At 69.0% G+C, this 24,102-nt stretch carries 23 protein-coding genes; 14 read left to right on the forward strand and 9 right to left on the reverse strand.

The window, feature by feature from the left end; all coding sequences use genetic code 11:
• From DBV10_RS17545 to DBV10_RS17595, 11 genes are all read left to right on the forward strand, one after another.
• Complete coding sequence (locus DBV10_RS17545; RefSeq protein ID WP_124514879.1) at positions 1–1,002, forward strand: NADP-dependent oxidoreductase; 1,002 nt, start codon at positions 1–3, stop codon at positions 1,000–1,002.
• A gap of 87 nt (positions 1,003–1,089) precedes the next feature.
• Positions 1,090–1,797, forward strand: coding sequence for an SDR family oxidoreductase (locus DBV10_RS17550; RefSeq protein ID WP_124514880.1), 708 nt, complete (start codon positions 1,090–1,092; stop codon positions 1,795–1,797).
• 351 nt (positions 1,798–2,148) lie between these two features.
• Positions 2,149–2,364, forward strand: a complete 216-nt coding sequence (locus tag DBV10_RS17555) for a molybdopterin-binding protein (protein WP_015013774.1) — start codon at positions 2,149–2,151, stop codon at positions 2,362–2,364.
• A gap of 11 nt (positions 2,365–2,375) precedes the next feature.
• Positions 2,376–3,413, forward strand: coding sequence for a Bug family tripartite tricarboxylate transporter substrate binding protein (locus DBV10_RS17560; protein ID WP_233589963.1), 1,038 nt, complete (start codon positions 2,376–2,378; stop codon positions 3,411–3,413).
• A gap of 126 nt (positions 3,414–3,539) precedes the next feature.
• Positions 3,540–4,505, forward strand: coding sequence for a CysB family HTH-type transcriptional regulator (locus DBV10_RS17565; RefSeq protein WP_124514881.1), 966 nt, complete (start codon positions 3,540–3,542; stop codon positions 4,503–4,505).
• Between the two features lie 99 nt (positions 4,506–4,604).
• Positions 4,605–4,973 carry a hypothetical protein gene (locus tag DBV10_RS17570; protein ID WP_124514882.1) on the forward strand — a complete coding sequence of 123 codons (369 nt, stop codon included), beginning with the start codon at positions 4,605–4,607 and terminating at the stop codon, positions 4,971–4,973.
• Positions 4,974–5,213: 240 nt separating this feature from the next.
• Positions 5,214–6,446 (forward strand): TolC family protein, encoded by a 1,233-nt coding sequence (locus DBV10_RS17575; RefSeq protein WP_233589964.1) that lies wholly within the window; start codon positions 5,214–5,216, stop codon positions 6,444–6,446.
• Positions 6,447–6,491: 45 nt separating this feature from the next.
• The gene (locus DBV10_RS17580; protein WP_124514884.1) at positions 6,492–7,058 is read left to right on the forward strand and encodes a hypothetical protein; all 567 of its coding nucleotides are present in this window, start codon (positions 6,492–6,494) and stop codon (positions 7,056–7,058) included.
• Complete coding sequence (locus DBV10_RS17585; RefSeq protein WP_124514885.1) at positions 7,055–8,176, forward strand: efflux RND transporter periplasmic adaptor subunit; 1,122 nt, start codon at positions 7,055–7,057, stop codon at positions 8,174–8,176. The genes DBV10_RS17580 and DBV10_RS17585 overlap by 4 nt, the downstream gene beginning before the upstream one ends.
• A 10-nt stretch (positions 8,177–8,186) precedes the next feature.
• On the forward strand, positions 8,187–11,306 hold the full coding sequence (locus tag DBV10_RS17590) for an efflux RND transporter permease subunit (protein WP_124514886.1): 3,120 nt from the start codon (positions 8,187–8,189) through the stop codon (positions 11,304–11,306).
• A gap of 45 nt (positions 11,307–11,351) precedes the next feature.
• Positions 11,352–11,738, forward strand: coding sequence for a hypothetical protein (locus tag DBV10_RS17595; RefSeq protein WP_124514887.1), 387 nt, complete (start codon positions 11,352–11,354; stop codon positions 11,736–11,738).
• A 57-nt stretch (positions 11,739–11,795) separates the two neighbouring features.
• On the opposite strand, the gene DBV10_RS17600 is transcribed toward DBV10_RS17595, so the two are convergent.
• Genes DBV10_RS17600 through DBV10_RS17610 form a run of 3 tightly spaced genes read right to left on the reverse strand, consistent with a single transcriptional unit; the run spans position 11,796 to position 14,550 of the window.
• A complete protein-coding gene (locus DBV10_RS17600; RefSeq protein WP_233589965.1) occupies positions 11,796–12,371 on the reverse strand; it encodes a hypothetical protein in 576 nt (191 codons plus the stop codon).
• A 45-nt stretch (positions 12,372–12,416) separates the two neighbouring features.
• Complete coding sequence (locus DBV10_RS17605; protein ID WP_124514888.1) at positions 12,417–13,871, reverse strand: sensor histidine kinase; 1,455 nt, start codon at positions 13,869–13,871, stop codon at positions 12,417–12,419.
• Entirely contained in the window at positions 13,858–14,550 is a 693-nt protein-coding gene (locus tag DBV10_RS17610; RefSeq protein ID WP_124514889.1) for a response regulator transcription factor, read from the reverse strand. Before DBV10_RS17610 ends, DBV10_RS17605 begins: the two co-directional genes overlap by 14 nt.
• Positions 14,551–14,694: 144 nt before the next feature.
• Between DBV10_RS17610 and DBV10_RS17615 the strand changes: the two genes are divergently transcribed.
• Both DBV10_RS17615 and DBV10_RS17620 read left to right on the forward strand, forming a co-directional pair.
• Positions 14,695–15,117: a tripartite tricarboxylate transporter TctB family protein gene (locus DBV10_RS17615; RefSeq protein WP_124514890.1), complete on the forward strand. Its 423-nt coding sequence runs from the start codon at positions 14,695–14,697 to the stop codon at positions 15,115–15,117.
• Between the two features lie 10 nt (positions 15,118–15,127).
• Positions 15,128–16,639, forward strand: coding sequence for a tripartite tricarboxylate transporter permease (locus tag DBV10_RS17620; RefSeq protein ID WP_124514891.1), 1,512 nt, complete (start codon positions 15,128–15,130; stop codon positions 16,637–16,639).
• A gap of 342 nt (positions 16,640–16,981) precedes the next feature.
• Here DBV10_RS17620 and DBV10_RS17625 read toward each other — a convergent pair whose 3' ends face one another.
• The 6 genes from DBV10_RS17625 to DBV10_RS17650 form a co-directional block, all read right to left on the reverse strand.
• Positions 16,982–19,285 carry an ATP-dependent DNA helicase gene (locus DBV10_RS17625; RefSeq protein ID WP_124514892.1) on the reverse strand — a complete coding sequence of 768 codons (2,304 nt, stop codon included), beginning with the start codon at positions 19,283–19,285 and terminating at the stop codon, positions 16,982–16,984.
• Entirely contained in the window at positions 19,282–20,154 is an 873-nt protein-coding gene (locus DBV10_RS17630) for a hypothetical protein (RefSeq protein WP_370451194.1), read from the reverse strand. The genes DBV10_RS17625 and DBV10_RS17630 overlap by 4 nt, the downstream gene beginning before the upstream one ends.
• 162 nt (positions 20,155–20,316) lie before the next feature.
• The gene (locus DBV10_RS17635) at positions 20,317–20,706 is read right to left on the reverse strand and encodes a VOC family protein (RefSeq protein ID WP_124514893.1); all 390 of its coding nucleotides are present in this window, start codon (positions 20,704–20,706) and stop codon (positions 20,317–20,319) included.
• 39 nt (positions 20,707–20,745) lie between these two features.
• The gene (locus tag DBV10_RS17640) at positions 20,746–21,201 is read right to left on the reverse strand and encodes a low molecular weight protein-tyrosine-phosphatase (protein WP_124514925.1); all 456 of its coding nucleotides are present in this window, start codon (positions 21,199–21,201) and stop codon (positions 20,746–20,748) included.
• A gap of 157 nt (positions 21,202–21,358) precedes the next feature.
• A complete protein-coding gene (locus DBV10_RS17645; RefSeq protein ID WP_124514894.1) occupies positions 21,359–21,781 on the reverse strand; it encodes a DUF1801 domain-containing protein in 423 nt (140 codons plus the stop codon).
• 150 nt (positions 21,782–21,931) lie between these two features.
• On the reverse strand, positions 21,932–22,531 hold the full coding sequence (locus DBV10_RS17650; protein WP_124514926.1) for a molybdopterin-dependent oxidoreductase: 600 nt from the start codon (positions 22,529–22,531) through the stop codon (positions 21,932–21,934).
• A gap of 177 nt (positions 22,532–22,708) precedes the next feature.
• On the opposite strand from DBV10_RS17650, the gene DBV10_RS17655 reads away from it, so the two are divergent.
• The gene (locus tag DBV10_RS17655) at positions 22,709–23,905 is read left to right on the forward strand and encodes an MFS transporter (protein ID WP_233589966.1); all 1,197 of its coding nucleotides are present in this window, start codon (positions 22,709–22,711) and stop codon (positions 23,903–23,905) included.
• The last annotated feature ends 197 nt before the right edge of the window (positions 23,906–24,102 follow it).

Genomic DNA, 24,102 nt, shown 5'->3' on the forward strand with positions numbered 1-24,102 from the left:
ATGAAAGCCTTTGTCCTCGACCGCTACGCCAAGCAGGGCCCACTGCGGCACGCCGATATCCCCGCGCCGGACCTGCGCGACGACGAGGTGCTGGTGGCGGTGCATGCCGCCGGCGTGAACCTGCTCGACGCCAAGATCCGCAGCGGCGAGTTCAAGCTCATCCTGCCGTACGCCATGCCGCTCGTGCTCGGCCACGACCTGGCGGGCGTGGTGGTGCGGGTGGGGCCGCGCGTGCAGCAGTTCCAGCCGGGCGACGAGGTCTACGCCCGGGCAGACGATTTCCGCATCGGCACCTTTGCAGAACTGATCGCCGTCAAGGCATCGTCGCTGGCCCACAAGCCCCGCGGCCTGACGATGGAGGAGGCCGCATCGATCCCGCTGGTGGGCCTCACGGCCTGGCAAGCGCTGGTGGAAAAGGCGCAGTTGAAAAAAGGGCAGAAGGTCTTCATCCAGGCGGGGTCCGGCGGGGTGGGCACCTTTGCCATCCAGTTGGCCAAGCACCTGGGCGCCACTGTTGCCACCACGGCCAGCGCGGGCAATGCCGCGCTGGTCCAAAGCCTGGGCGCTGATGTCGTCATCGACTACAAGACGCAGGACTTCGAAGAGGTGCTGCGCGACTACGACGTCGTTTTGCACAGCCAGGACGGCAAGGCGCTCGCCAAGTCGCTGCGCGTGCTCAAGCCCGGCGGCCAGGTCGTCTCGATCTCCGGCCCGCCCGACCCGGCATTCGGCCAGACCCTTCGCGCGCCCGGCATGGTGCGGCTGGTGATGCGCCTGCTGAGCGCGGGCACCCGGCGGCGCTCCAAGGCGCTGGGCGTGGGCTACTCGTTCCTCTTCATGCGGGCACACGGCGCGCAGCTGCAGGAGATCACGCGCCTTGTCGAAGCGGGCGCCATCCGCCCGGTGGTCGACAAAGTCTTTCCGTTCAGCGCCACCAACGACGCCCTGGCCTATGTGGAATCGGGCCGTGCCAAGGGCAAGGTCGTCATCCAGGTGGTGTGAGCCAGCAGGCCGCTGCACATCCTTTTCACACGCCGTCAGTCCCCACCCAACCTTCCATCCGTTCCACCTGTCCCTCTGGAGATTTCCATGAAGATCGAAAACGCTGTCGTCCTCATCACCGGTGCCAACCGCGGCATCGGCCTGGCATTTGCCCGCGAGCTGCTCGCCCGCGGTGCTCGCAAGGTCTACGCCGGTGCGCGCGACCCCGCCACCGTCACGCCCCAGCCTGGCGTGCAGGCCCTGCGCCTGGATGTCAACAACCCCGCCGACGTGGCCGCTGCCGCCGCAGCCGCGCCGGATGTGACGCTGGTCATCAACAACGCCGGCATCGCCCAGCCTGGGGGCTTTCTGGCCGCCGACAGCGAAGAGGTGGCCCGCCGCCTGTTCGACACCAACTTCTTTGCCGTGCTGCGCGTGAGCAAGGCGTTTGCGCCCATTCTCGCGGCCAACGGCGGCGGCGCGCTGCTCAATGTGCTGTCGGTGGCGTCGTGGGTCAATGGCGGCGAGCTGGCGGCGTATTCGGCCAGCAAGTCCGCCGCCTGGTCGCTGACCAACGCGCTGCGCCACGAACTGGCGGCGCAAAAGACGCAGGTGCTGGGCCTGCACATGGCCTATGTCGATACCGACCTGACGCGCGGCTTCGATGTCCCCAAGTCGAGCCCCGAGCAGATCGTGCAGCGCGCGCTGGACGGCCTGGCTGCCGGTGCGGACGAGGTGCTGGCCGATGAGCTCACGCAGCACGTCAAGCTGTCGATGACGGCCACGCGGCCGAGCTACCTGCCGCAGCCTGCCTGAGACACCAGCGACTTCCCCGGCTGAACCGGCCGCTCCCATTCGCCCCGCCAGATCGAAAGGTCTGGCGGGGCGGCTGCGTTTTGCAGCGGCCATCGGGTGGTGCGGACCGAATACCGGTGCACTTCCATGGCCCGCGCTTATGCCGTGGCGGCTGCAACTCATGCCCTACACATCTAAGTCAAAGCTTATGAGTAATGACCATTTATTCGTATAAGAAAGTTAATTTACATTGCTTTTGGTTGTTTAGTTTTGTGGGTGCATAGCGGGTGGCCCAGCGCGACAGATCGTTGTCAAAGCGTGCCACCGCCCAAGCACCCGCCCATTTTTTCCCCATCTTCCAGGAGCCTTTCCATGTCCATCCAAGCCATCAACGTCCGCAACCAGTTCAAGGGCAAAGTGCGCGAAATCATTCGCGGCGATGTCGTGTCCGAAGTCGATGTCGAAACCCCCTGGGGCATCGTGACCTCCGTCATCACCACCCGCTCGGTGGACGACCTGGGCCTGGTCGTGGGCTCCGACGTGGTGGCGCTGGTGAAGTCCACCGAAGTGTCGATCGCCAAGCTCTGACCGGGGGCCGCATGACAACGACACGGACATCGCCAACGTCTTCCTTTTCGCGCCAGCGGCGCACTTTGCTGGGCCGCGCGGCCGCCAGCATGTGTGCACTGGCCTGTGGGGTGGGCGCTGCCCCGGCGGCACGGGCCCAGGCAGCGGCCGTGCCCGAGTCCGCGCGCATCCTGGTCGGCTTTGGCGCGGGCGGCGGCATTGACCTGCTGGCCCGTGCGCTGGCCGAGCGCTTGCCCGCGCAGCTGGGGGGCAAGCACCACCTCATCGTGGACAACAAGCCCGGCGCGGGCGGGCAGATCGCGGTGCAGGCGCTGCTCTCGGCCCCGGCCGATGGCAGCACTTTTTTGATCGCTCCGCTCATCACGCCCGTGCTGTCGCAGATCGTCTACAAGAAGCCCGGGTACGACCCGGCCAAGGATTTCACACCGGTGGGCCTGGTGGCGCATTTCCAGTTCGCGCTGGCCGTGCCGGCCAGCCACCCGGCGCGCAACGTGGCCGAGTTCGTGGCCTGGCTCAAGGCCCACCCCGAGCGCGCCAACTTCGGCAGCCCGGCGGCGGGCAGCCTGCCGCATTTCTTTGGCCTGCTGCTGGGCGGCGCCGCGCAGATCGACATCGTGCACATCGCCTACAAAGGGGGCGGGCCCATGCTGTCGGACCTGGCGGGCGGGCAGATCAGCTCGGCCATCCAGACCACCACCGAGCTGCTGCCGCTGCACAGGCAGGGCAAGATCCGCATCCTGGGCACCTTCTCGGAAAAGCGCACGCGCGAGCTGCCCGATGTGCCCACCTTCGCCGAGTCGGGCTACCCCAAGGCCGTGGGCAGCGGCTGGTACAGCCTGTGGGCGCGCAGCGGCACGCCGGTGGCCACCGTCGCCGCGTTCAACCGCGCGCTCAACAAGTCGCTGGCCGACCCCGTGGTGAAGGCCCGACTCGACGAGCTGGCGCTGGACCCCGACCCGCGCAGCCCGCAGGCGCTGGAGCAGTTGCGCCTGGCCGAGATCGCCAAGTGGCGGCCGGTGATCGAGGCCTCGGGCTTCTGGGCGGACTGAGGGGCAGCACGCAGGCCCGCGCACCCGCCCCGTGCGTGCCGCTGCGGGCCCTGCAGGCTTCTTGCGCTGGATGGATAAGCGCAAGAAGCTATAAAAACTATAGCAAATGAAGAAGCCCCTGGCGCCATGAATTTTCAGCAACTGCGCTCCGTGCGCGAAGCCGTGCGGCGCGGCTTCAACCTGACCGAGGTGGCCCACATGCTGCACACCTCGCAACCCGGCGTGAGCCGGCAGATCCGCGAAATGGAGGAAGAGCTGGGCGTGGAGATCTTCGTGCGCGTGGGCAAGCGGCTCACGGGGCTCACCCCGCCCGGCGAGGCCCTGCTGCCCACGGTGGAGCGCCTGCTGCTCGAAGCCGACAACCTCAAGCGCGCCGGCCAGGACTTCAGCGACAGCGCGCAGGGGCGGCTGTCGGTGGCGGCCACGCACTCGCAGGCGCGGTATGCGCTGCCCCAGGTGGTGCGCGACTTCCGTGCGCTGTTCCCGCAGGTATCGCTGCACCTGCACCAGGGCTCGCCGCGCCAGGTGGCCGAGATGCTGATGTCCGGCGAGGCCGACATCGGCGTGGCCACCGAGGCACTGGCCGGCTATGACGGCCTGGTGACCTTGCCCTGCTACCGCTGGACGCACAGCATCGTGGTGCCGCCCGGCCACCCGCTGCTGGACCAGGCCGGGCCAGTGACGCTGGAGCAGCTGGCCGAGCACCCCATCATCACCTACGAGCTGGGCTACACGGGCCGGGCCCACATCGACGAGGCCTTTGCGCGCGAGGGCATCGCGCCCGACATCGTGCTCACCGCCATGGACGCCGACGTGATCAAGACCTATGTGGAGCTGGGCATGGGCGTGGGCATCGTGGCCTCGATCGCGGTGGACGCCGAGCGCGACCGCCACCTGCGGCTCATCGACGCGGGCCACCTGTTCGAGGTGAACCTCACGCGCCTGGGCCTGCGCCGGGGCGCGTGGCTGCGCGGCTATGCCTACCACTTCATCGAGAGCTTCGTGCCCACGCTCACGCGCGAGGCGGTGGAGCGGGCCGTGCAGCACAGCGCGCAGGCGGCGGGCGACCCGGCCGGACTGGCGGAGTGGTGAGCCGGCGCAGGCTTTGGGCGCAATGCCATCGAAGGCGCAAGGATTTGCCGGGTCGCCATGGCGAAACCCTGCGCGGCTCTCGGTAGAATCCCGCTGCCCATGCGACGCCTGCTTGCCATCTTCCTGCTCATCCTGCTGCCGCTCCAGGCGGCCTGGGTGGCTGCCGCGCCGTACTGTGGGCACGAGCCCTCGGCGGCGGTGGAGCATGTGGGCCACCACCAGCACGCACACGAGTCCCATGGCGCGGCACCAGCGGCTGCCGATGCGGGCCCCGACCAGGGCACGCCCGCTGGCCTGGCCGACCTGGACTGCCATTCCTGCCACGGCTACGGCAGTGCCATGGTGCTGGAGCCTGGCGTCCCGCGCGCAGCGCCCAGCCCGTCGCGCTACCCGCAGGGCATCGCCCTGCAGTCTTTGCAACCCCCGCTCTCCCGGCCTGAACGCCCCAGGTGGCAGCCCCTCGCCTGAACGGCGAGGCGGGCCGGGCGGCCCTTTCCCCAGCGACTTGGTCTGAGCGCTCCCTGAACCTGTTCTGAGCGCCTGGCCGGTGCGCCTGTGCGCCGGTGCGCACAGGCTGTCGTGCCTCGCCGATTTCAACGTGGTTTTCCACCAACGAGGAATCGGATGCAAACAATCAAGCGATGGCCCGCGCGGCCGTCATTCCCATCCTGGCCGCTGGTTGTGGCGGCAGGCTGGATGGTTTCCACCATGGCGTGGGCGCAGCAGCCGCCCGGGGGCCTTGCCGCCACAGCGCCCACCCCGCTGTCGCTGCACGGCGTGTTCGAGCAGGCCTGGGCCCGGCAGCCCGAGGCGCGCTCGGCCGACCTGCGCCGCGCTGCGGCCGACGCCACACGCCAGGCCGCGTCGGCCTGGACGCCAGAGCCCCTGGCGCTGAACCTGCAGACCCAGACCGACCGGCCCGGGTCGAACCACGGCAGCCGGGAGTACGAGGCCGGCGTGTCGGTGCCCCTGTGGCTGCCGGGCGAGCGGGCCCGCAAGGGCCGGCTGGCGCACGCGGAGCAGGCCGCGCTGGAGAGTGGCTTGGCGGCCGCCCGGCTGCGGCTGGCGGGCGAGGTGCGCGAGGCCTGGTGGGCCTGGCAGCGCGCCCGGGCCGAGCTGGACCTGACCCAGGACCGGCTGGCCAGTGCCCAGGGCCTGGCGCGCGACGTGGCCCGCAGGTTCAAGGCGGGCGACCTGTCGCAGGCCGACAGGCACCAGGCCGACAGCGCGGTGGCCCAGGCCGAGTCCGCCGTGGCCGAAGCGCAGGGCGCGCACGATGGGGTCCTGGCAGCGCTGCGCGCGCACTGGGGCGCCCGCCCTGCCGATGCAGCGCCGGGCGAGGGCGGAGGCAGCGACGAAGCCCGGCCCGAACCCCTGCCCGGACCCCTGTCTGTGGCCGCGGTGCCCGAAGCCCATCCCGCACTGGCCGAACTGCACGACCAGGCCTGGACTGCGCGCAGGGCGGCCGAGCTGGCCGCCACCCAGACGCGCGCCAACCCGGAGCTGACGCTGGCCACCACCCGCAGCAAGGGGCAGGCGGGCGAGCGCTACCAGCAGACCGTGACCCTGGGCGTGCGCATTCCGCTGGGCGCGGGGCCCCGCGCGCAGGCGCGGGAGGCCACGGCCCTGGCCGAAACGGCCGACGCTGAGGCCCGCGCGGCCATTGCGCAGTCGCGGCTGGCCGCCGAAGCCGCTGCGGCCCGGGCACGGCTTGCGGCCCTGCAGGCCCAGGTGGCGGCCATGGCCCGCAACGCTGGGCTGGCGCGCGAAACCCTGGCCTTTTACGAAAAGTCGTTCCGCCTGGGCGAGACGGACCTGCCCACGCGGCTGCGCGTGGCGCTGGAGGCCGCCCAGGCCCAGCGGCAACTGGCGCGCCTGCGCATCGACGAAGCCGCCGCCGTCTCTGCATTGCGCCAGGCCCTGGGCCTGTTGCCCGAATGACCGGGGTTTGTTCCCCATCCACAACGCATCTGACAAGCAAGCAACATGAAACCAATCCCTTTTTTCCGGGCGCTGTGTGCCGCCCTGGTGCTGGGCCTTTCCCTCCAGGCCGCCTGGGCTGGCGAAGGCCACGACCATGGCGAAGCGCCTGCCGCGCCCACAGGCGCCGCGTCCCCCCGTTTTGCAGCGACCTCCGAGCTGTTTGAGCTGGTGGGTGTGCTGAATGGCCAGACACTGTCGCTGTACCTCGACCGTGCCGACGACAACAGCCCCGCCAAAGGCGCGACGCTGGAGCTGGCGCTGGGTGAAAACCCCGTGACGGTGCAGGCGGTGGGCGATGGCGCGTTTGAAGCCACGCTGCCCAACCCCCTGCCCGAGGGCCTGCTGGCCGTGACGGCCACCGTGGTGGCGGGCCATGACTCGGACCTGCTGGCCGGTGCGCTGGACATCCACACCAGCGCGCATGCGCCCGAGACCCGGGGCCAGGTTTCCCGCACCACCCTGGCCGCAGCGGTGGTGGCGGCCATCGGCGCCGCGCTGGCGCTGCTGGCGTTGCAGAGGGCCAGGCGTGCCCGTGCGGCCCGCACCGCCTTGGTGGGAGGTGCTGCATGAGCCGCCGCCCCATTGCACAACCCCTGGCCCTTGCGCTGCTGTGTGGCGCCCTCGCGGGGGCGCTGCCGGCCTGGTCGGGCGAGGGCCATGACCATGGCGACGCACCGCCCGCCGCCCTGGGCAACGCGCCCAAGCGGCAGCCCGATGGCCGGGTGTTTTTGCCCAAACCCACCCAGCGGCAGCTGGCGGTGCGCACGGTGCCGGTGGTGCAGGCCGAGCTGCCCAAGGCCTTTGAGCTGGCGGGCAAGGTGGTGATGGACCCCAACGCGGGCGGCAAGGTGCAGGCGGCCCTGGCGGGGCGGCTGGAGGCCGGGCCGCAGGGCCTGCCGGGCGTGGGCCAGGCGGTGCGCAAGGGCCAGGTGCTGGCCTATGTGGTGCCCACGGCCGGTGCCATCGAGCGCTCCAACCAGCTGTCGCAGCAGGCCGAGCTGCGCGCCGCACAGGCGCTGGCCGAAAAGCGCGTGCTGCGGCTGAGGGAACTGGCCGACACCGTGCCGCGCAAGGACATCGAGGCGGCCGAGAGCGAGCTGCAAAGCCTGTCGGCGCGGCTGGCGGCCGTGGGGGCAGGCCTGTCGCAGCGCGATGCCCTGGTGGCGCCCGTGTCGGGGGTGATCGCCTCGGCCAACGCGGTGGCGGGGCAGGTGGTGGATGCGCGCGAGCTGGTTTTTGAGGTGGTGGACCCCGAGCGGCTGCGCATCGAGGCGCTGTCGTACGACGGCGCCCAGGCCCGCCAGGTGGCCGGTGCCACGCTGGCACTGGGGGCAGAGCGCGTGCCGCTGAAGTTTCTGGGCGCGGCGCGCAGCCTGCGCGAACAGGCGCTGCCGCTGGTGTTTGCGGGCGACGCGGCGGCCCTGGGCCAACTGGCCCTGGGGCAGACGGTGAAGGTCTTCGTGCAGTCGCAGGCGCGCGTGCAGGGCCTGCGGGTGCCGGTGGCGTCGCTGCAGAGGAACCCGTCGAACCAGACCATCGTGTGGGTCAAGGAGGCGCCGGAGCAGTTCGAGCCCCGGGTCGTCACGGTGGAACCGCTCGATGGCGCCACGGTGGCGGTGACCAGCGGGCTGAGCGCGGGCGACCGCGTCGTAACCCACGGCGCCACCCTCATCAACCAGGTCCGCTGAAGGAGTTGCTATGTTCAAGTGGCTCCTAGAAAACAGCCTGGCGAATCGGCTGCTGGTGCTGATCGCCAGCGCCATCCTGATGGCCTATGGCGCCTTCACCCTGTCGCGCACGCCGGTGGATGTGTTCCCTGACCTCAACAAGCCCACCGTCACCCTCATGACCGAGGCCGGCGGCATGGCCGCCGAAGAGACCGAGCAGCTCATCACGTTTCCGCTGGAGACAACGATGAACGGCCTGCCGGGCGTGGAGAGCGTGCGCTCGGTGTCCAGTGCCGGACTGTCGTTCATTTACGTCACCTTTGACTGGAGCACGGACATCTTCCGCGCCCGCCAGATGGTGTCCGAGCGCCTGTCGTCGATGGAGGAGGGCCTGCCCGCCGGCGTGGTGCCCCGCATGGGGCCCATCAGCTCCATCATGGGCGAGATCATGCAGGTGGCCATCCCCATCGACGTGGCCAAGACCTCGCCCATGGCTGTGCGTGAATATGCCGACTGGGTGCTGCGGCCTCGGCTGATGGCGATCCCGGGGGTGGCGCAGGTCATCCCCATCGGCGGCGAGGTGCGCCAGTTCCAGGTGCAGCCCGACACCGCGCGCATGGCCGAGCTGGGCATCACGCACGAGCAGCTGTCGGGCGCGCTCAAGGGCTTCGCGTCCAACAGCTCGGGCGGCTTTCTGGAGCTGAACGGGCGCGAATACCTCATCCGCAACCTGGCCCGCACCTCGCGCCTGCAAGACCTGCAGCATTTGGCGCTGACCGCGAAAAACGGCCAGCCCGTGCTGCTGCGCCAGGTGGCCGAGGTGAGTTTTGCCCCGGCGCTCAAGCGCGGCGACGCGGGCTTTGAAGGCCGGCCGGCGGTGATCCTGGGCATCCAGAAGCAGCCCACGGCCGACACCATCGGGCTCACGCGCACCATCGAGGCGGCGCTGGGCGAGCTGCAGAAGTCCCTGCCCGCGGGCATGGAGACGCCGCGCGTCACCTTCCGGCAGGCGAGCTTCATCGAAGCCTCGGTCACCACCTTGCAGGGCAAGCTGATCGGCGCCTCGGTGTTCGTGGCGGTGATCCTGTTTGTGTTTCTGGGCACGCTGCGTCCCACCATCATTGCGCTCACGGCCATCCCGGTCTCGATCTTCATCACCGGGCTGGTCTTCAAGCACTTCGGCCTGTCGATCAACACGATGACACTGGGCGGCCTGGCCATTGCGATCGGCGGCTTGGTAGACGATGCCGTGGTGGACGTGGAAAACGTGCTCAGGCGCCTCAAGGTGGACCGTCAGAAACACCCGCACAAGCGCTTGCACCCCATCGAGATCGTGAAGCTCGCGTCGATGGAAGTGCGGTCGGGCATCCTGTATGCCACGGCCATCATCGTGCTGGTGTTCCTGCCGCTGTTTGCGCTGCCGGGTATCGAAGGGCGGTTGTTCGTGCCGCTGGGCGTGGCCTTCATCGTGTCCACGCTGGCGTCGCTGCTGGTGTCGGTGACGGTCACACCGGTGCTGGCGTTCTACCTGCTGCCGCGCATGAAAACACTGGACCATGGCGACACGCGGCTCGTGGCCTGGCTCAAGGCGCGCTACCAGGGCGGCCTGCAGGCCGTGCTCAACCGCCCCCGGGCGGCCATTGCTGCAGGCGGTGTGGCGTTTGTGCTGTCGGCGGCGGCGGTGCCTCTGTTTCCCACCACCTTCCTGCCGCCGTTCAATGAAGGCACGCTGCTCATCGGCCTGCGGCTGAACCCCGGCGTGACCCTGGCCGAATCGGCAGCGCTGGCCAGCCAGGCCGAGGTGCTGGTGCGTGCCGTGCCCGAGGTCACCCACGTGGGCCGGCGCAGCGGGCGGGCCGAGCTGGATGAACATGCCGAGGGCGTGCATGTGAGCGAGCTGGACGTGGGCCTGCTGCCCGCGTCCCAGCTCACGCGCAGCATGGCCGAGATCCAGGGCGATATCCGCAGCCGCCTGTCGGGCCTGCCCGCCGCCATCGGCATCGGCCAGCCCATCTCGCACCGCATCGACCACATGCTGTCGGGCGTGCGCTCGCAGATTGCCATCAAGCTGTTTGGCGAAGACCTGGACACGCTGCGCGGGCAGGCCGATGCGCTGCGCTCGCGGCTGTCCGCGATCCCCGGCCTTGCAGACCTGGAGGTCGAAAAGCAGGTGCTGGCGCCGCAGATCACGGTGCGGGTGGACTACGCGGCCGCAGCGCGCTACGGCGTGCCGGTGCCGCAGATCCTGTCTGCGCTGCAAAGCCTGGTGGAGGGCGAAAAGATCACGCAGATCGTGGAAGGAAGCCGCCGCTTTGCGCTGGTGGTACGCCTGCCCGAAAGCGCTCGCTCGCTGGACGGGCTAGGGCAGATCCTGCTGGAGACGCCCAGTGGGCGCGTGCCTTTGTCGCGGGTGGCCACCATTGAAGAGGGCGACGGCCCCAACCAGATCAGCCGCGACGATGGCAAGCGGCGCATCGTGCTGTCGGCCAACGCCCAGGGGCGTGCGCTGTCCGACGTGGTGGCCGACATCCGCCAGGTGGTGGATGGCACCCCGCTGCCCGAGGGCTACTTCGTGACCCTGGGCGGCCAGTTCCAGGCGCAGGAGGAAGCGAGCCGCCTGGTGGGCATGCTCTCGGTCGTCTCGCTGGTGCTCATGTTTGTGGTGCTGTACACCCGCTACCAATCGGCCACGCTGTCGCTGCTCATCATGGCCAACATTCCGCTGGCGCTGGTGGGGGCGGTGCTGGGACTGTGGATCTCGGGCCAGCCGCTGTCGGTGGCGGCGCTCATCGGGTTCATCACGCTGGCCGGGATTTCGGTGCGCAACGGCATCCTCAAGGTCAGCCATTACCTGAACCTGATGCGCATCGAGGGCGAGGGCTTTCACCACGCCATGATCACGCGCGGCTCGCTGGAGCGCCTGAGCCCGGTGCTGATGACCGCGCTGGTCACGGCCTTTGCGCTGGCGCCTTTGTTGTTCGAGGCCGAGCGCCCGGGCACGGAGATCCTCAACCCCGTGGCCGTGGTCATCTTCTCGGGCCTGATCAGCTCGACCCTGCTCGACACCTTCCTCACCCCGGCGATGTTCTGGCTCTTTGGCCGCAAGGACGCTGAGCGCCTGCTCGACGACAAGAACGCCGAGGCCTTCTGATTTTTTCCCCCACTTTTTCCGACCATTGAAAGGAACGCCATGCGAATGACCTACATCCACCAACTCCTGGCCGCACTGCTGTTGACCAGCGGCGCCGCGGCCTATGCAGCGGGCAACCACACCCATGCCTCCCAGCCGCTGCATGGCGGTGTGGTGGCGGAGAGCAACGATATGGACTACGAGCTGGTTGCCCGGCCCGATGCCCTCACGCTGCATGTGCGCGACCACGGCAAACCCGTGAGCGTGCAGGGCGCGAGTGCCCGGCTGACCCTGCTGCAGGGCGCTGAAAAATCCGAGGTGGCGTTGGCGCCCACCGGCGAGGGTGCGCTGCAATCCAAAGGCAGCTTTCAGGTAGCGGCCGGAACCAAGGTGGTGGCGCTGGTGACGTTGCCGGGCAAGAAGCCCGCCAACCTGCGGTTTGTGCTGAAGTAGCGGGTACTTCTGCCGCCTGACGCCTGACGCCTGACGCCTGACGCCTGACGCTTGTCGTCAGCGCGGCAGGCAGCCTGCGAAGCCCTTGCTGGGCGCCGAGACATCGGCCAGTGTGAGCGCTTCCGTGGTATCGCTTTGCGAGGGGGTCTTGGTGAAGCGCGAGCCGTTGTTCCAGTGCCAGGCCTTGCCGTCGAAGCGGTAGACGAAGGTGTGCGTGCGGTTGGACAGCAGGTGCGCCGGCGTGAGGGTGATGGCCTGGGCGGCGGCCTCGGTGGGGGCGGTGGCGCGCGCCTCGTTGTCCTTGACGACGATCTTGCCCACGTAGGGCGTGATGGGCGATTCGGTGCGCGTCAGCTCGCGCTGCACCAGGGCCGGGCCGTAGCCCACCTTGGCCCAGGTGCCTGGCTCTGTGGGGCGCACCGTGGGGGTGCGGCCCGCCACGGACTGGGTGCACGCCGCCACGATGGCGTCAAAGCTGGTTTCGGCAGGGCCTTGCGGCGCAGCCGGGGCCGCTCCGGTGGGTTGGTCGCACCCCGCGAGCATGAGCGCCATGGCGGCAAGCGCCAGGGCAGCAGCCCGGTGGGCACGGTGGAAGAGCGGCACGGTGGAGGAGGTGGTGGTCAGGCTTGGCACCGGGGGATTGTGGCCGCGTGTGGCAGGGCGCTGTCTTGATTTGCATCAAGGCGCTGGGTGGGCCTCGGGTTCCACGGGATGGGCCTTGGGCAGCCATACGCTGGCCACCAGCCCGGGGCCCGTCTCGGCCACGCCCAGCGCAAGCCGGCCCCCCATGAGCTGCGCATACCGCGCCACGATGGACAGCCCAAGCCCCGCACCCTGTCCCAGCTGCAGCCCCTGCGCGCCCTGCGCCCAGCGCTGCTGCAGGTGCTGGGCCAGGCCGGTATCCACCCCTGGGCCGTTGTCGGTCACGCGCAGCACGGCCCAGTCCGGCTCGGTGTGCAGCGCCACGGTGATGCGGGGCGGCTGGCCGCGCCCGTAACGCAGGGCGTTGTCCAGCAGGTTGTTCAGAATGCCTTCGATCAGCGCGGTGTTGCCGCGCACCTCCATGGTCTGGTCCAGGCCTTCGGCGCCCAGGTCCACGCCCAGCGCGTCGGCGCGGGGCAGATAGCGCAGCAGCACGTCGCGCACCAGCGCGTCGAGTGCCAGGGGCTGCAGGGCCAGGGCAATGCCGCCTTCGGCCGCGCGGGCCAGGGCGAGCAACTGGTCCACGGTGCGGCTGGCGCGTTGTTCGGCCTGGGCAATGCCTTCCAGTTCGCTGCGCCACACGGCCGGGTCGGAGTGCTCCAGCGCACGGGCGGCCTGGGCGCGGATGCCTGCCAGCGGCGTGCGCAGCTCGTGCGCCACGTTGCCCGCAAAGTCGCGCTGTGCATGCAGGCTTTGCTGCACCCGCGCCAGCAGGCGGTCCAGGGCCTCGCCCAGGCGCTGCACATCACGCGTGGCGGCGGCGTGGGTGAGGGCTGGGGGCAGTGGTTGCAGATCGGCCGCGTCGCGGTGGTCCACCGCATCCTGCAGCTCGGTGAGCGGGCGCAGGTCGTGCTCGATGCCGCGCAGCAGCCACGAGCCCAGCGCCACCAGCAGCCACAGCTGGGCCAGGCCCGAGTAGGCCAGCAGCCTGCGCAGCAGATGCGTGCGCTCGGCGGTGGTCTGGGCCATGACCACGGTGAAGGGGGGCTGCCCGTCGATGCGCAGGCTGACACGGCGCAGCTCACGCCCCTCGTGCGCCAGCTGCGAAAACGCGTGGGTGCTGCCGGCCGCCACGGGGCCTGCCGCCAGGTGGCTGTCGCCCGCCACCAGCGCGCCGTCGGGGCCATACACCGCAAACCAGACGGTTTCGCTCTGGTCGAAGCGCAGCAGCCCGACCTCGCGCGGCGTGAGGTCCAGCCGCAGGGGTTCGCCCGCGCGGTCGCCGCTCTGGTCGCCGCGCACATGGGCAGCCAGCGCGTGGGCGTCGTCCAGCAGCGCGCGGTCAAAGGCCTCGGCCACAAAGTGGTTGCCCACGCCCAGCACCACGGCGCTGCCCAGCCCCCAGATCAGCACCAGCGACAGCAGCACATGGCGGCCGATGCGCTGGCGCAGCGCGGGCGGTTGGCGCGGGGGGGCGCTAGGCGGAATCATCTTCCATCACATAGCCCAGCCCGCGCAGCGTGCGGATGGCGGCGCCGCTGCCCGCAATCCGCCGCCGCAGGCGCGAGAACGAGGCCTCCAGCGCGTTCTCGCCCAGGGCTTCGCCGGTGTCGGACAGGCGCGCCGACAGGTCACCCTTGCTGAGCACGCGGCCGGGGGGCGTCATCAGCTCCCACAGCAGCTCGAATTCGCGCGCCGGTAGCTCCAGCGCCTGGCCGGCCACGCTGAAGCGGCGTGCCTGCCGGTCGAGTGCCAGTTGCCCCACGGCCACGAGGTCGGCGGTGCCGCTGGCGCGCCGCAGCAGCGCGCGCAGGCGGGCTTCCACTTCCTTGAGTTCGTAGGGCTTGCCCAGGTAGTCGTCGGCACCGGCATCCAGCCCGGCAATGCGTTCTTCGGTGCTGTCGCGGGCGCTGAGCACCAGCACGGGCGTGCGGTCGCCGCGTGCGCGGGCGCTGCGCAGGGCGGTGAGCCCGCTGCCCAGGCCGCTGCGCGCATGGGCGGCGTGCGGCAGGTTCAGGTCCAGCAGCACGGCGTCGAACACCTGCACGGCCCACCAGTGCTGGGCTTCTTCCACGGTGTGGGCCATTTCGACCCGGTGGCCGGCTTTTTCAAGACCCTGGGCCATGGTCCGGCTCAGCACGGGGTCGTCTTCCACCAGGAGGAGGCGCATGGGGCTACGTGAAATTACGCATGGCTGCGATCAGCCTGCGATCAGGTTGGGTGGGGATAGTTCGGTTGTCAGCATACCCCAGCTTCGGGCCGCATTGGCGCAGGCCAAGGGGGGCCGTCCAGCCTTTCAGGAGACACATTTTTCATGATCAACCGCAATCTAGTCAGAGGCTTTGTCCTCATGGCCCTGGCGCTGGGCTTTGGCCTGCCGTCGATGGGCTACTCACTGGGGTCGCTGGGCCGAGCCGGGCCCGGGATGTTCCCCTTCATCGTCAGCTGCATGCTGTTTGCCATCGGGGCCATCACCGTGGTGCGCGCACGCCTGGTGGCGCCGGTTCCCATGGATTTTCAGTACCGCAACATCGCCATCATCCTGGGCAGCCTGTGCGGCTTTGCGGCACTGTCGCACTTTGTGAACATGATCGCGGGCATCGTGTTTCTGGTGTTCTGCTCAGGGTTTGCGGGTACGTCGTACTCGTGGAAGCGCAACCTGAAGATCGCTGCGGTGCTGGTTGGCATTGCGTTTGCATTCCAAAAGCTGCTGGGCGTGAGCCTGCCGCTGTACTGAGGTCGCCACCATGGAAGTTCTCAATAACCTCGCGTTCGGCTTCAGCCACGCACTGACACTGCAGAACCTGATGTTCTGCGCCCTGGGTTGCACCGTGGGCACCCTGGTGGGCCTGCTGCCGGGCCTGGGCCCGCTGGCCACCATCAGCCTGCTGCTGCCGCTGACCTATTCCATCGACACCACCGGCGCACTCATCATGCTGGCCGGCATCTACTACGGTGCGCAGTACGGCGACAGCGTGAGCGCGATCACCATGAAGATCCCGCACGCGAGCAGCATCGTGGCCTGTATCGACGGCTACCAGATGACGCTCAAGGGCAAGACGGGGCTCGCGCTGTTCACCGCCGGGTTCTCCAGCTTCATTGGGGGCACGGTGGCCATTGTGGTGCTGGCATACCTGGCGCCCAGCCTGGGCGAAGTGGCCTTTCTGTTCGGCCCGGCCGACTATTGCGCGCTGATGCTCGTGGGCTTTGTGTGCGTGAGCTTTGTGACCACGGGCAGCCTGCTCAACGGCCTGGCCATGTGCATGGTGGGTGTGCTGCTGGGCTCCATCGGCACCGACGTGAACAGCGGCCTGGCCCGCTTCACGCTGGACATGCCCTTCCTGGCCGACGGTGTGGGCATTGTGAGCATTGCGCTCGGTTGCTTCGGCATTGCCGAGATCGCCAAGAACCTGGATTCGCGCGAAGAGCGCTCGCCCTTCAACGGCAAGATCAAACTCATCCCCACCTGGCCCGAGTTCAAGCGCATCATCCCCAGCGCCCTGCGCGGCAGCGTGGTGGGTTCCATCCTGGGCATCCTGCCCGGCGGCGGCCCGGTGATCGCCCAGTTTGCGGCCTATGCACTGGACAAGAAGGTCAGCAAGTACCGCCACGAAATCGGCACCGGCTGCATCGAGGGCGTGGCCGGCCAGGCTGCGGCCGACGAGGCCGCCGCGCGCACCAGCTTCATCCCGCTGATGAGCATCGGTATCCCCGAAAACGCCGTGATGGCGCTGATGATGGCTGCGTTCATCATCAAGGGCATCCAGCCCGGCCCCAACATGATCGCCGGCCACCCCGAGCTGTTCTGGGGCCTGGTGGCCAGCATGTGGATCGGCAACTGCTTTTTGCTGGTGCTGAACGTGCCGCTGGTGCGCTACTGGCTGTCGGTGTTCAAGATCCCGTACAACGTGCTGTTCCCGGCCATCCTGTTCTTCTGCTGCATCGGCACCTACAGCATCAACAACAACCTGGACGATGTGTTCATCACCGTGGTGTTCGGTGCCCTGGGCTATCTGTTCATGCGCCTGGAGATGGACCCGTCGCCGCTGATGCTGGGCTTCATCCTGGGCCCGATGCTGGAAGAGAACTTCCGCCGCTCCATGCTGCTGTCGCGCGGCAGCTTCGAGGTGTTTGTGAACCGCCCCATCAGCGGCACGCTGATCGGCCTGATCGCCTTGTTCATCCTGTGGCAGACCATCGGGTTCTTCCGCCAGCGCGGCAAGGCCAAGGAACTGGTGGTGGCGCCCGCCGCAACCTGAAGATTGACTCCCTGTATACCGCCTTGGCGGTTTTGCAAGGCCGGTCGCCGCATGGCGACCGGCCTTTTTTTTAGAACCTGTTCAAGATCTTTTCGGGGTCGCACAAGTCCCTTGCCGGGATGGGATGCTAGGCGCGGTGCGCCGCCAATAGCTCGGCTATTGGCAAGCGCCGCAACGCCGCAGACCGCCAGGCAAGGCACTTGCCCGAAGGGTTGGAGTGAAATCGGGCGATTGGACGCCCCGGCTGCTTGCATGGGCACGAGCCCATGCGGCGCACCCGAAGCATCCACTTCATCACGATGGCACTCCAATGCGATCCCCGAAAAGATCTTGAACAGGTTCTTAGGCCCCCCACCAGGCGGGCAGCAGCGCCCGCACCTGCGCCTGACCAAACCGGTCATCCATCAGGTGCAGCACGCCCTCGTCGCTGGGCGTGCGGATCACGCGGCCGGCGGCCTGCACCACCTTGTGCAGGCCGGGGTAGAGGTAGGCGTAGTCATACCCCGCGCCAAACAGGGCCTGCATGCGCGCACGGATCTGCTCGTTGACGGGGTTGATCTGCGGCAGCCCCAGCGTGGCCAGAAAGGCGCCGATGAGGCGCGGGCCCGGCAGGTCGATGCCCTCGGCGAACGCGCCGCCCAGCACGGCAAATGCAATGCCCTGGCTCGACTCGGTGAAGCGGTCCAGGAAGGCGCGCTGCTCGGCCTCCAGCATGCGGCGCGACTGGCACCAGTGCGGCACCTCGGGGTGCTGCTGCGCCAGCAGCGCTGCCATCTGCTGCAGGTAGTCATAGCTGCTGAAAAATGCCAGGTAGTTGCCCGGCCGCGCGCGAAACTGCTGCGCCATCAGTGCCGCGATGGGGGCGAGCGATGCCGTGCGGTGTGCAAAGCGCGTGGAGATGTGCCGTGCCACCTGCACCTGCAGTTGCCGGGCGTGGAAGGGCGATTCGACATCGATCCAGAGATGGTCGGCCGGCAGTCCCAGCAGGTCGGCATGGTAGTGCGCGGGCAGCAGCGTGGCCGAGAACAGTGTGCTGGTGCGCGCGGCGGCCAGCCGGGGCTGCAGGAAGGGCGCGGGCACCACATTGCGGATGCACACCACCGAGTCGCCCGGCCTGGCCGCCTTGCCCTGCACAGCCGGAGGCGGGGTGAGGTCCACCATCGAATGCGCATCCAGCAGCTCGGCCATGCGCACCAGGTGCAGTGCGTCGAAGTAGAAGGCCTGCAGCGCGGCATCGGGCTCGGTGGGGTGCTCGGCGAAGTGCTCGCCCAGGGCGCTGCCGCACTGCTGCAGCGCGGCCAGCAGCTTGCCGGGGAAGGCCTCCAGCACGGTGTAGGTGCCGCTGTGCGCCTTGTCGCACTCCTTGTCCAGTGCCACCCAGGCGCGGCGGACCTTGTCCAGCGCCTTCTTCACCGGGGCATGGCGCGTGGCGCCGGGGCTGCGGCGGGCCTCGGCCAGCGTGGCGGGGTGCAATTCGGCGCTGAACATCTTGCGGCCACGGTCCACCAGGTTGTGGGCTTCGTCCACCAGCAGGGCCGTGCGCCAGCCATTGGCCTGGGCCAGACCGTGCAGCAGGCCGCCCAGGTCGAAGTAGTAGTTGTAGTCGCCCACCACCACGTCGGCCCAGCGGGCGAGTTCCTGGCTCAGGTAGTAGGGGCAGACCTGGTGCCGCAGGGCCACCGTGCGCACACCGGCTTGGTGCAGCGCCGCGCCGCCTGTTGCGCATTGCGCCACGGCGGCGGCGCGGGCGGCGGGCAGGCGGTCGTAGAAGCCCCGGGCCAGCGGGCAGGATTCGCCGTGGCAGGCCTTGTCGGGGTGCTCGCAGGCCTTGTCGCGCGCCACCAGCTCCAGCACGCGCAGCGGCAGGCCGGGGAGGCCTGCGCGGATGCGCTCCAGCGCATCCAGCGCCAGTGGGCGTCCCGAGGTCTTGGCGGCCAGAAAGAACAGCTTGTCGATCTGCTGCGCGGGCGCGGCCTTGAGCAGCGGAAACAGCGTGCCCACCGTCTTGCCGATGCCCGTGGGCGCCTGGGCCAGCAGGCAGCGGCCGGCGGTGGCGGCCTTGTACACGGCCTCGGCCAGTGGCCGCTGGCCGGTGCGGAATGCGCCAAAGGGAAAGGCCAGTGCGGCCAGTGCCGCATCGCGTGCCGCGCGGTGTGCCACCTGGGCTTCGGCCCAGGCCAGGAAGCGCTCGCACTGGGCCTCGAAGTGCTGGCGCAAATCGTCGGCGCTGCAGCGTTCGGTGAACACTGTCTCTTGCTGCGAGCCGATGTCAAAGTACACCAGCGCCACGTCGATGCGCGCAAGCTGCTCCTGCGCGCACAGCAGCCAGCCATACACCTTGGCCTGCGCCCAGTGCAGGTGGCGGTGGGATGCGGGCTGGCGGTCCAGCCGGCCTTTGAAGGTTTTGACCTCGTCGATGCGCTGCTGTGCGGGGTCGTAGCCGTCGGCCCGGCCACGCACCTGCAGGGCCTGGTAGCTGCCGCTGAGCGGTACTTCGGCGCGGTAGCCCGCGCCCCGGCGCGACGCGGCCACGGCGTGGCCCGCCATGCCTTCGAGCGCGGTGGGGGCAGGGGTAAAGCGCAGGTCCAGGTCGCCCTGCTTGGCGGTGAACTCGCACAGCTCGCGCACCGCCACGGTGTAGGTCATGGCGCCTCGGTGCCGAAGGGCGGTGTGCCCGTGTCGCCCATGTCACCCAATAGCGCCTGGGCCTTGTCCTCATCGCTGCGCAGCGGCGTGGCCTTGCACAGGGCCATCCACACGGCAAAGGGCAGGGTGCAGGGCTGGTGGCGCGCGGGGCGCAGCAGCTCGAAGCGGCCCGTGTCCAGCCCGCCCTGCAGCACCCAGATGCCGAACTGCTCGGGGATCTCGTCGGGCTCGGCAATGCCCGCCGGAAAGACGTAGTAGCACTCCTCGCACAGCCACTGGTAGGCCTGGCGCTTGGCGCCGTGGCGCAGGTCCGACAGCAGGTCGGCGCGGCTGGCCTTGATCTCGTGCACCATGGGCTGCAGGTAGGCGGGCACCGAGGTATTGCGCACCGAGAACAGGTCGGGCCGCGCCATGCGCCACAGGTGGGCCGCGGCGCGGGTGGCGGGCGCGTCGTCGTCGCTCCACAGCGGGGCCATGACCGGGGTGGCCGGTGGCAGGGCCAGCGACGGGGGCGATGGAGGCGGCATGGCGGGCGCGTCGATCACGGCGCGCAGCGACAGCTCGGCCCACACGATGCGGCCGCTGGCCAGCAGCTGCGCGGCAAACTTCTGGCCCAGCCGGTCGTGGGCGCTCAGCGCGCGCACGCTGCGCTGGCGCGCCAGGGCCAGTGTGCGGATGCCTTCATCGGTGAGCTGCAGTGTTTCACCGCCTTGGGGCGACGTGCGCGGTGCAATCAGCCCGGCGGCCAGCAGGTCGATCTCCAGCCCGTCCTTGCACGGCCAGCCCGCCGAGCGCCAGATCTGCATCAGGCGCGTGCGGTGAAACCGGGTCAAGGCCACGGGAAGGGGCGGAGAGGGCGGCGCCGTCATGGGGGTGGGAGGTTGGTTGAATACTGATTTTAATCACAGTATTCAGCCCGGCATCGGCCAGGGCTCGCCGGCCCCGGGCAAGGTGCCGGCAGCATGGCGCGGCTGGCGGGGCGCAGAACTGGTGCGGCTCCTGCGCGGCGGTTTTCCGCACGTGGCGGTGTGTCAAGCCACCGGCTGCACCAGGTTGATGAGGTTGCCGCAGGTGTCCTCGAACAGCACTGCCTTGATCGGCCCCAGGGCCTGGGGCGCGCTGCGGAACTGCACGCCCCGGCCCGCCAACTGGCGGAACTCTGCGTCGATGTCCTGCGTCATGAACGCCGTGGCCGGTATGCCCGCGTCGAACAAGGCCTTTTGGTACACCCGCGCGGGGGCAAAGGCCACGGGCTCCAGCACCAGTTCGACGCCCGTGGCGCCTTCGGGCGAGGTCACGGTGAGCCAGCGGAACCTGCCCATGGGGATGTCGTGCTTCTTCTCAAAGCCGAGGACCGCGGTGTAGAAGTGCAGGGCGTGCTCCTGGTCTTCGACCAGCAGGCTGGTGAGCGTGATTTGCATAGATTCACCTCCTTCGGTTCCTGGTGAGGGACGGACGGCCTACCGGGCTGGCACCAGTTGCCTCAGCACGCCTGCGCACCCATCCTCCACCACGTCGAGCACATGCTCGAACCCGTTGGCGCCGCCGTAGTACGGGTCGGGCACTTCGTGGGCCTGCAGGGCGGTGCAGAAGTCCGTCAGCCGGTACAGCCGGTTCTCGCTGCCGGGCGGGCACAGCGCGCGGGCGGCGTGCTCGTTGTTGTCGTCCATCACCAGCAGCAGGTCGTGGTCGGCAAAGTCGCGCCGCGTGAGTTGGCGGGCGCGCTGGGCCGAAAGGTCATAGCCCCGCCGCGCGGCATGGGCCTGGGCGCGTGCGTCGGGCGGCTCGCCCACGTGGTAGCCATGCGTGCCGGCAGAGTCCACATGGATGCGGCCAGACAGCCCGGCGTCGGCCACCATCTTTTCCAGCACGCCATGGGCCGTGGGGCTGCGGCAGATGTTGCCCATGCAGACCATCAAGACGGAGAGATGCCCGCCCGATTGCAGCTTGTGGTGCAGTTGTGCCTGGGTTGCGGGTTCCATGTTGCCGGCCGAAGGAAAGGGAGGAAGAGAGCGGGAGATGATTGCGTGCTGGCAGATTGTCCACGGTCTGGCCGTCGCAGGCCTGGCCCGGCTACCTGGCCCGCGCAGGCTTCCTGGCGGTGGTCTGTTGGGCGGTGTTCAGCGCCACGGCGGCGCGGATGAGGGCCTGGAAGGCGTTGGCATCCACCTCCTGGCCCTTATGAATGTCGATGGCCCGCCGCGCGTTGCCGTCCAGGCTGGCGTTGAACAGCCTGCACGGGTCGGGCAGCGAGGCGCCTTTGAGGAAAGTGAGCTTCACTGCCGCCTTGTAGCTCTCGCCCGTGCAGAGGATGCCGCCCAGCGACCACACCGGCGTGCCCATCCACTTCCACTCCTCCACCACACCGGGCGCTGCTTCGTGGATGAGCTGGCGCATGCGGGCCAGCACCGGCCCGCGCCAGTCGCCCAGGTCGGCAATGCGCTGGTCGATCAGGGTGGAGGCGGGCGGGTTGCCTGCGGGGCTGGGTGGGGGCATGCGTGTCTCCGGCACAGGGCGGGGGAGGCGGGCACGGTGCAGGCCGCGTCGGCCAGGCGCAGGCTCGCCATCAAGAGGAAGAAATGGCTTTTCCGCTTGTGCAGAAAGCGCCAACAGCTATAAAAACAATAGTGGCGAAGGCAGGCCCGCTCAGCCCTTCTTCACCTCGATGTGGTACAGCCCCCACGGGCACAAGCCAAAGCGCTCCTTCACCGGCTTGTCCTTGAAGGCGGGCAGCACATCGGCGTCGTACACGGCCCACTGCGGGCCCAGGCCGCCCAGGGCCATGGGGTGGCCGTCGATGTGGGTGGCGACGATCATGCGGTAGGCCTGCACGTCGGCCAGGCTGATGGAGACGTTGTAGCCGTCCACCGCGCGCAGCACCAGTTGCAGGGGGCTGCTGGTGGTGACGCCGGCGGCGGCCAGCACGGTGGTGAGCAGGGGGCCTTGCAGCGTGTGGGGCTTGCTGTCGTACTCCAGCGTGGGCTTGATGGTGATGGCGGGCATGCGCTGCAGCGCGGCGGCGTCGAGCGCGTGGGCATTGGTGAACTGGATGCCGTGCTTGCCCATCATCTGGTCGATGGTGGTGTCCAGTGCCCCCCGGTTGGGTTGGGTGATGGCGCCGCTGATGGTCAGCAGGGCCGGGCTGGCGGATGGTTTGGCGGGCGGGGCGGCGTGGCTGACGCTGGTGGCGGCCGTCCACAAGCCGGCCAGGCCGGCGCCGGCGGCGACAAAGCGGCGTTTGTTCATCTTCATCATCGTGTGCTCCTGTTCAGATCAGGCGCGCATGGTAAGCGCGGGCTGCGCTTCTGCATCCCAAAAAATGGCAGGCACCCGTGTGGGTGTGCTGCGCTCAACCTTCAATGCCCGGGGTGCATGCGCGCACGCGCCAGCAGCCTTGCGTGGGCCACACCACAATCGGGTCATATGACCTCTTCCTCGACGATGCTGCGGCTGATCAGCCTGGCGGCCTTTTGCAGCATGGCGTCCATGCGTGTGTGCGACCCGATGCTGGTGGCACTGGCCCTCGAATACAAGATCACCACCGGCGATGCCTCGGCCGTGATCGCCGCGTTTGCCGTGGCCTACGGGGTGCTGCAGCTGGTGTATGGCCCCCTGGGCGACCGTGTGGGCAAGGTGCGCGTGATCATCGGGGCCACGGCGGCCTGCGCGCTGTTCAGCGGGGTGACGGCGCTGGCGCCGAGCTTCACGGTGCTGGTGGTGGCGCGCGCAGCCATGGGGGCAGCAGCGGCAGGGATCATTCCGTTGTCCATGGCCTGGATCGGCGACGAGGTGGCCTACGAGCAGCGGCAGGAGACGCTGGCGCGCATCATGGTGGCCACCGTCACCGGGATGATGGCGGGCCAGTGGTTCGGCGGTTTTGCCACCGAGACGCTGGGCTGGCGGGCCGCGCTGGGCGCTCTGGCGCTGGCCTTTTTCACGGCGGCTGCGCTGCTGCTGCGCCATGCGCGCGCCAGCGGGGTGCTGCGCGCGGTGGCTGCGCCTGGTGCGCCGGCGTTTTCGATGGCCAACTACCTGGCGGGCACCATGGCCCTGTTGCGCATTGCGCGCGTGCGCTGGGTGCTCGCGGTGGTGGCCATCGAGGGGGCGCTGGCGTTTGGCACGCTGGCCTTCGTGCCCGCACGCATGGTCGACGGCTTTGGGCTGTCGGCCGCAGCGGCCGGGGGCGTGATGGTGCTGTATGGCGTGGGCGGCCTGATCTACAGCGTGTTTGCCCGGCGCTGGCTGGCGGCCCTGGGCGAGCAGGGGCTGGCCGTGCTGGGGGCCACGTTTGTGGCCGTGGGGCTGTTGTCCCTGGCCTGGGCGCCGGCCGTGGGCTGGGCCATGCTGGGGTGCTTTTTGGCGGGCATCGGGTTTTACATGCTGCACAACACGCTGCAGGTGCAGGCCACGCAGATGGCGCCCCAGGCGCGTGGCACGGCGGTGACGCTGTTTGCCTGCCTGCTGTTCCTGGGCCAATCCACGGGGGTGCTGATCGTGGCCTTCAGCGTGGACCGGGGCTGGCTGCCGCCCGTGTTCTCTGCGGCGGCCGTGGGCATTTTTGTGCTGGGGCTGCTGATTTCGCGCCGGGTGCAGGCGCGGGGGGCGGTGGCCGGGGCTTGAGCCGCGGGGGCCGTGTTTGGAGGCGCAGGCACCTGGTCAGAGAAATTGCCTTTTTGGGCTTGATAGGAGTGCGCTAATTGCTATTAATTTAGTAGTGAGTCCAGGCGCTGGCCGGCCCCATATAAGCGTTGCATCTAAACATTGGAGTTTTTTGTAGTTTGAGGTATTAGGGTTTGCACCTATATTTGTGGCATCCC

Origin of the sequence: Acidovorax sp. FJL06, assembly GCF_003852545.1 — a bacterium.
Classification (GTDB): domain Bacteria; phylum Pseudomonadota; class Gammaproteobacteria; order Burkholderiales; family Burkholderiaceae_C; genus Acidovorax.